The following is a 6,962-nucleotide window of genomic DNA, read 5'->3' as shown; positions in this document are numbered from 1 at the left end:
CCACGTTTTTTTGTCTGATTATTAACAACAAATATCTCAAATCCCTATTCTATCGTATAAACTAGCCTGATTACGAAACTGGCGATCGCACCCTATAAGCTAGTTACAGAGATACTTAGGCAGTTTTTGGAGATGTCTATTTGGCTGAACTAAAGTGACGTTTAGTTGTAATGTCCGGTTAAAAAGCAGTTGCTTGAGGTCGAATCCTACTTCTACTGCCTCTGCTGCTAAACGATCTGGATCGGTAGAAGTAGCCGGGATCGACGTTGAACCAAACCGCAGACTATTAAGTGAAAATCTTTCGACTTCCCCTATTTGCATAGGTCGCTCTAGTAACTGATTAAGATTTTTCTCAACTAGGGGTACTAACCTTTGATTGATAAAGATCCAACCCCACCATACGCCTCCCCCAATTGCTACGAATAGAATTGCACCTACAGCAACACTAGTACGGCTGAATAGAAGCAGCCGTAAACGTTGATGAAAACTAGTTTCAGGTCGATCGTCTAAACTCGGAGGACGTATCATGTTTTGTTACCTGCCCCGTGACTTCAGGAGTAGTCCAAGCGAGCCAACAATAATGGCGATGATTAACAAGGCCACTAGATTGAATCGGATGCCAGATCCACTCGCATCATTCTGCCAACGCAAAATCCACAGCGCGCGATCACCAATTTCAAATGAGGGTATGCGTAGAATGAGAAAAAGTGCTGGCAGTCCCAGGAAAACGGCAATCAGCGTCAAAAAAGTTAGTATAGTGAGAATTAACCAGGTTTTCAGGTTTGATTCAATGCGTTTCATAGCATTGTTCACTCCACAAAGACTTTATCACTGCACATATCAGGTTGCTCCACTTGCGGAGACAGCACTTGTCGCATTCCATTGCTGTTTCAAACTTGACAGTACCAACCAAACCATAAACAGTTGAACAACCAGGGGAAACTTGTCTGGTAAATCGATGATCGCTCGCTGTGTCCAACTGTGTTCGGGTTGGATTACCCCAATCGTTTCTCCTTGAAAGAGCAAAAGAAATGTTCGTTTCCAGGCTGATTCGGCTTTCAATTCATATTCTCTATCTGCGTAGTCAACCTGAAACACACGAAATGGAGAAGGTTTTACTGCCTTGACAAGCTGAGTTCCATCCTTCTCTAAAAAGAAGTTGCCGCTGAAAAGAGATTCCCGGCGGACTTGGTAGCGATCGCCTTCAACGAGCAGCTCCCCTGTATTCGTCCAGGCAGCAAACTCGATTCCGGCGATTGATATGCCATCCTTAATAACCTCACAGTTCCAGGTGAACCAATTTCTTGGAATAGTTCTAAGCATCATTCCCTCCAAGTTCTTTGAAACTGCACATTGTTAATACTCTACTATTTATAAAAGTGGTAGTTTCTGAATAACAAAGTTATTAGGCTCAGAAGTAATGAGCCAACTTTTTTATCTGTCCTGAGTATAAATATCAACATTCTTGAGGTCATATAAACCAGATAAATCACAATAATTCGGGTAAAATACCTCAATATTTACAAGTAAATATATTATTTTTACTCCGTTTTATCACTGTGATTTAATTACATCTCTTTTCTAAAATAGTAGCTTTCTCGATAGATGTTTCATGTTTATTGAGTATAACGATTAAAATGAAAATCGTAACTTGTTATGAATCATTTTATAAGTTAAATCTAAAAAGTGGAAAACTCGTGGAGAAATTATCAATAGACTTTAAGTTGTGATAGTAAAAATATATTTCACCCTAATTACAGAGATTGAGATACAGTTTTTTCTATTAATAGATAGAAAAATCAAAAACTTAAGAGTGAGAATATGATGTATGCTGGTTAAAGCGATGGGAAATATTAGGGTTAAGTGCTGATTGCTCTGCTCTTTTCAGTTTGCCAATTTCACTAATTCTTGCTCCAAAACTTGAATAAAACCAATTAAAATCTGAATCAGGGGCCAACCTATTAAACAAATAAACGCGGCTTGACGAGTGCTAATATCTAATCCTTGGCGGACTGCTACAATTACTGCCAACAAACTCCATACCGCCAATATCAACTCTATCGGTCGTCCGAGTAAAGGAATCAGAGTTAAAAATTTGTAGGAACGAGCAAAACTACTTACGTTCAGTTAACGCTACAGAAAGTTAATCAACTCCCTATTTGGTCTGATCGACAAAGGTGAGTCAGTTGTTTGCAGATACTCTGGTTTGTGTGAGTGATGGCAGTACTTTTTCACCAAATACTTCAATAAACTGCTGTTGCTCCCGGTTAACATTGTGCAGAATGAGTTCGTTAAACCCCAATTCCATATCTTTGTGCAACCATTCAATATGTTGCTGAGGATCTGCGGAAATGCGGACGTGTTCGTATAACTCTTTTGGCTGGACAAACTCTCCAACTGCGTCAAACTGTCGAGGAGTTCGCAGTTCTGCCATTACAATATTCTTAAAGAGATTATTGCGCCATTGCTGATGAGCTTTTTGCAGTGCTGTTTCCTCATCGCGTTCATAAGAAAGCTGCACTTTCAATATCATTGGCTTGCGTTCCCCGCCGCCTCTACGGAAAGCATCTACGACTTTTTTTAACTTCTCTGGTGGACGCGAAATTGTAATCAGCCCGTCTGCCCAACTACCCAACCATTCTGCGGTTTCAACGGTAATGGCAGCGCCAATGATTAAAGGTAGTGTTTGAGGACGTGTATAAAGCTTTGCTTCTTCAACACAGACTAAACCGTGATGAGTTACAGTTTCTCCTGTCCAAAGTGCGCGGATAATATCGACACATTCTTTGAGACGAACATTGCGATCGCTTTTGCAAGGCCAATGTTCTCCAGTAATATGTTCGTTAAGTGCTTGACCGCTACCAACAGTCATGCTAAAGTTGCCGCAGCTTGGGCAATGATAGCCGGATGATAGCGTTGTCCAGAAGCGCAGACAATCCGATAAGAAAGCCTCGGAGTCGCTTGCATTGCTGCACCCAACCAAGACCAAGCAAAACCACTTTGTCCTTGATCTTCACTCCAAGGGTTGGGTCTGTTGCTTGATGAGAGGAGAATTGGTATGAGCTGTTGAATTACTGAACGCGAAACCAGCGATAGCCGTATGCTTCTATGGGGATGGAAGGCGAATGATTGTCGAGGGGTTCGTACTGAGAATCGCCAAATATATCAATCAGATGGCTGTACTCATCAGATTTTAGCGTGACTGTACATGAGCGATCGCCCAAATTATGCAAAGCGATCGCCTTCTTACCTTCCCACTCGCAGCAGTGAGCAAACACACACGGTTCATCAGTTTCTAGAATTTGCCATTTACCCGAACCAAACTCCGGACATTGTTTGCGAATCCTGATTATGCGTTCCATCCAATTGATTAAAGAGTTAGGGTCGCGTTGTTGGTCTGCTACATTTATACTTTCATATCCATACTCTCCTTCTTTAATTACAGGTCGAGTCAGAGCATCTGACGCAGCAGTAGAAAAGCCACCATTGGGTGTATTTGACCATTGCATCACTGTACGGACGCTATTTCTACCCTCCAGCGAAAGGTCTTCACCCATACCAATCTCTTCGCCATAGCGTAGCAGAGGTGTCCCAGGTAAGCTAAAGAGCAGACTATATGTGAGTTCAATGCGACGGCGTTCGCCTCCTAACATTGGTGGTAAACGACGACGAACGCCTTTACCAAAAATTTGCATATTCTTTTCGGGTGCGAAAGCCTGGAAAATTTCTTCTCTTTGGGAGTCGCTAATTTGGTCAAGAGTGAGTTCGTCATGGTGACGGACAAAATTTAACCATTGACCGATGCCAGGAATATCAGGTAATGACTTTAGTCCTTCACGCAAAGCTTGTGAATCTTTACGTGCCAGAGCTAAAAACATATATTGGTTGAGCAAGAAGTTAAACAACATCTGACATCTGTCGCCACTGCCAAAGTAGACAGGTATCTTTTCAGAACTGACGTTTGCTTCGGCAAACAGCACAGCATCACCCCGACGCGAGGTGATAAATTTTCGCATATCTTTGAGGAAAGTTTGCAAGTCTGGACAATCTGAGATGCCAAGTGGATTAATTAAAAACGGTGCAGCATCGATGCGAAACCCAGACACACCAAGTTGCAGCCAAAAACCCATGATTTTATAGATTTCTTCCCTGACGGCAGGATTAGCAATATTTAAATCAGGTTGCTCTTTGTAAAAGTGATGTAGATAGTAAGCATCAGCTTGTTCGTCATATTCCCAAAGACTTTCTTCTACTCCAGCAAAAATGATCTGTCCTGGCTTGGTTTCGGGTGGATTTTCTGACCACACATAGTAATCGTGATACTTAGAGTGTTTATCTGAACGCGCTTGTTGAAACCAAGAATGCTGATTGGATGTATGATTGACGACTAGATCGACTAGGACTCGAATCCCGCGATCGCTTGCCTGATGGATGAACTCGACAAAATCTCCTAATGTCCCTAATCGTGGCTCGACGTTGTAGTAGTCCATCACATCGTAGCCGTTATCTCGATTGGGTGAGGGATAAAACGGTAATAGCCATAAACAGGTAATTCCTAATCCAGAAAGATGATCTAGACACTTAGTTAGTCCTGGGAAGTCGCCAACACCATCGCCGTCTGAATCCATGAATGTCTCTACATCCAAGGAGTAAAAAATTGCATTTTTGTACCAAAGATTTTGCATATTATTACCTTGAGTTCTTTGTAATTAATCAATTTATTAATTATTAGATACTCAAACAGAATTCATGACATCCATTGTTTTCTTGTTCCCTATTTTCACGAATTAATTTAATTGTGGCCAATCAATTAATATGCCGATAACGAGCTTCCATAACTGAATAGATACCGTAAGCAATCAAACCCAAAGCCACTACACCTAAAATCCCTGGGCCAAAGGGTTGTTTTGCCAAAACTGCCAATGCACCACCTAATCCTCTAGCCTGAGTGCCATCTAATTGAATTGCTGCCAGCATCATAAAAATACCGATAATGCCAAAAACAATGCCACGGGCAGCAATTCCAAATCTACCCAAACGCACTGCCCAAATTTGCTGAGTTTGACTCATTCGATCGAGTTTAAAATAGCAACGAAATTTACCTTTGTATGCTTGATAAAGGTAAAAAATTCCAACGCTAATCACTGTCAAACCTAAAAGTAATACTAACCATCGTCCAAAAGGTTGGCTGAGAAAATATATCGTCCAATCTTCGACAGCATCGCTATCGCTACTACTGGAACCCATAATTAGTTTTATAGATGTCACAGCCAAACTGAAGTAAGCGATCGCACTAAAAGCATAGCCTAGACGCTTGGCAATTCGTTTACCATTTATTGCTTGACCAGAATATTGAGGATCAAGAATAGTTTGCACTAAACGCCAGAGTGCATATCCAATCAACCCAAGGGTGACAATCCCTAGTAAAAATCTTCCAAAAGGCTGGATTACAATTGTCTCTAACGCACCACTAGTATCTGTAGTTTTACCACCAGAACCAAATGCAGCCTGTGCTGCTAGCAAACCCACCACAAAATAAACTAGACCTTTTGCAGCATAGCCTAATCTTGCTAATCGCTCAACCCAAGGATGAGAAGTTGCTTGTCTAACTGGTTGCTTAATGTTTTCAGGAAGCAGGTCGCGTAGCGCCATATTTTTATTTAAGAATCTAGGTGTTCTAGCGATTTTATTCATCCTCCCTAGTAGATAACATGGTGAAGAGATTTCATATCTATTCACCTACGCTCAATTGCTGTAAAGAAATCTGTTTGCACAGACCTTCTACCGCTAGTGTTAGAGATTGCATCAGTTCTGAATTTTCGCTGTAGTCAACAGGCGCGAGGTTAGCAACTCGTTGACTTTGAGTAATTGTTAACTCTTGTCCCCATTCTTCTGGGGTGCTGTCTTTATATAATGCGATCGCTGTACCCTGTTCTTGATTCATTAGCGAAAAGCAGGGAATATCTGACTCACCATCACCAACATAAATCACCTGTGTTAATGGAACGTGTAATTCGTCTGGTGGTAAATCTCGATATACAAATGTTTTACCATCATCTTTGTAATCAGCAAAACCTTTGGCAATTTGGAAGAGATAGCGCGTTTTCTCTGTGTGAGTGACAATCTTCTTTAAAAACTCTATGCCGTTGCGATCGCTATAAGAAAATTCACAACCCCACATTGCTTTAAAATGTGGTGCAATACAGTTATGACGAGCAATTTCTACCATTCCACAAGTTATTAAATAAAATTCTAACTCCACTTTGGGATTTAATTCGTGAGTGCGTTGTTGCAAGCGGTCAAAAATTTTAGGAACGCCATCAAAAGGAGCTAATTCTTGACCAAATTTGGCAAGATATTCTTGTGTGATTTTATCGTTTTGTCGTTTTGATTCTTCAATGAGGGCATAAAAACGAGCTAAAATTTTATCCCAACCTTTGTTAATTAATGGTTGATTTTTTTCTTGGCGAAACTTCAAAGCGTCAATACCTAAGCTGGCTAATAAACTATCAACGGTATCGGGAACAAGAGTATCATCAAAATCGAAAACTATAGCGATACGATTAGAAAAGGTTTTGGTCGAAACAGTCATAAAAAAAGGTTCTCAACTATGGTCTTTTAGCAAAAGTATTGGTAATTTTAGATAAAATCCCCAAGTAGCCAGGATGATTAGTTAAAAGTCGGGCAATTAAGCATAACTCATACACCAGAACCAATAACACCAAGCAATTGCAACAAGTAAATAAGCGCAAATACACCGAAAAATATTCCTGCGATCGCTGTTCCACCAAAAATTATTTTTGATGGTTGCAGTTCTTTCGCAGGACTTACGCAACTGGCACAAAGCGCGGGAGGGCAGACAGGGCAAACACATCTGAACATGACTTGTGCGGGGGTAGTGTGGGGGATTTGCGCTTCAAGGCATTCTGACAGACAGGCGATCGCCATGCGGCAATTTAAAT

At 41.0% G+C, this 6,962-nt stretch carries 8 protein-coding genes and 1 pseudogene; all 9 read right to left on the bottom strand.

Going from position 1 to position 6,962, the window contains the following annotated elements:
- Positions 1–99 precede the first annotated feature (99 nt).
- Complete coding sequence (locus tag ACE1AT_RS12010) at positions 100–528, bottom strand: hypothetical protein (protein ID WP_374868526.1); 429 nt, start codon at positions 526–528, stop codon at positions 100–102.
- Between the two features lie 6 nt (positions 529–534).
- Positions 535–801, bottom strand: coding sequence for a hypothetical protein (locus ACE1AT_RS12005; protein WP_374868524.1), 267 nt, complete (start codon positions 799–801; stop codon positions 535–537).
- A 39-nt stretch (positions 802–840) separates the two neighbouring features.
- Entirely contained in the window at positions 841–1,326 is a 486-nt protein-coding gene (locus ACE1AT_RS12000; protein ID WP_374868522.1) for a hypothetical protein, read from the bottom strand.
- A 558-nt stretch (positions 1,327–1,884) separates the two neighbouring features.
- Positions 1,885–2,034 carry a hypothetical protein gene (locus ACE1AT_RS11995; RefSeq protein ID WP_374868520.1) on the bottom strand — a complete coding sequence of 50 codons (150 nt, stop codon included), beginning with the start codon at positions 2,032–2,034 and terminating at the stop codon, positions 1,885–1,887.
- 148 nt (positions 2,035–2,182) lie between these two features.
- Positions 2,183–3,042: pseudogene (locus ACE1AT_RS11990) on the bottom strand (TIGR03885 family FMN-dependent LLM class oxidoreductase); the annotation flags it as partial.
- Between the two features lie 29 nt (positions 3,043–3,071).
- Complete coding sequence (locus ACE1AT_RS11985; RefSeq protein ID WP_374868518.1) at positions 3,072–4,685, bottom strand: alpha-amylase family protein; 1,614 nt, start codon at positions 4,683–4,685, stop codon at positions 3,072–3,074.
- A gap of 121 nt (positions 4,686–4,806) precedes the next feature.
- Positions 4,807–5,694, bottom strand: a complete 888-nt coding sequence (locus tag ACE1AT_RS11980) for a DUF1206 domain-containing protein (RefSeq protein ID WP_374868516.1) — start codon at positions 5,692–5,694, stop codon at positions 4,807–4,809.
- A 37-nt stretch (positions 5,695–5,731) separates the two neighbouring features.
- Complete coding sequence (locus ACE1AT_RS11975) at positions 5,732–6,592, bottom strand: HAD family hydrolase (RefSeq protein WP_374868514.1); 861 nt, start codon at positions 6,590–6,592, stop codon at positions 5,732–5,734.
- Between the two features lie 107 nt (positions 6,593–6,699).
- On the bottom strand, positions 6,700–6,962 hold a 263-nt coding region (locus tag ACE1AT_RS11970), incomplete at its 5' end, for a hypothetical protein (RefSeq protein ID WP_374868512.1).

The organism is Pelatocladus sp. BLCC-F211 (assembly GCF_041928655.1).
Classification (GTDB): domain Bacteria; phylum Cyanobacteriota; class Cyanobacteriia; order Cyanobacteriales; family Nostocaceae; genus Pelatocladus.
This window is presented reverse-complemented; position numbering and strand designations above follow the sequence as displayed.

Coding starts and splice junctions, on each gene's coding strand:
- ACE1AT_RS11980 (WP_374868516.1), bottom strand. CDS start 5,694: ATGAATAAAATCGCTAGAACACCTAGATTCTTAAATAAAAATATGGCG.
- ACE1AT_RS11985 (WP_374868518.1), bottom strand. CDS start 4,685: ATGCAAAATCTTTGGTACAAAAATGCAATTTTTTACTCCTTGGATGTA.
- ACE1AT_RS12000 (WP_374868522.1), bottom strand. CDS start 1,326: ATGATGCTTAGAACTATTCCAAGAAATTGGTTCACCTGGAACTGTGAG.
- ACE1AT_RS12005 (WP_374868524.1), bottom strand. CDS start 801: ATGAAACGCATTGAATCAAACCTGAAAACCTGGTTAATTCTCACTATA.
- ACE1AT_RS11975 (WP_374868514.1), bottom strand. CDS start 6,592: ATGACTGTTTCGACCAAAACCTTTTCTAATCGTATCGCTATAGTTTTC.
- ACE1AT_RS12010 (WP_374868526.1), bottom strand. CDS start 528: ATGATACGTCCTCCGAGTTTAGACGATCGACCTGAAACTAGTTTTCAT.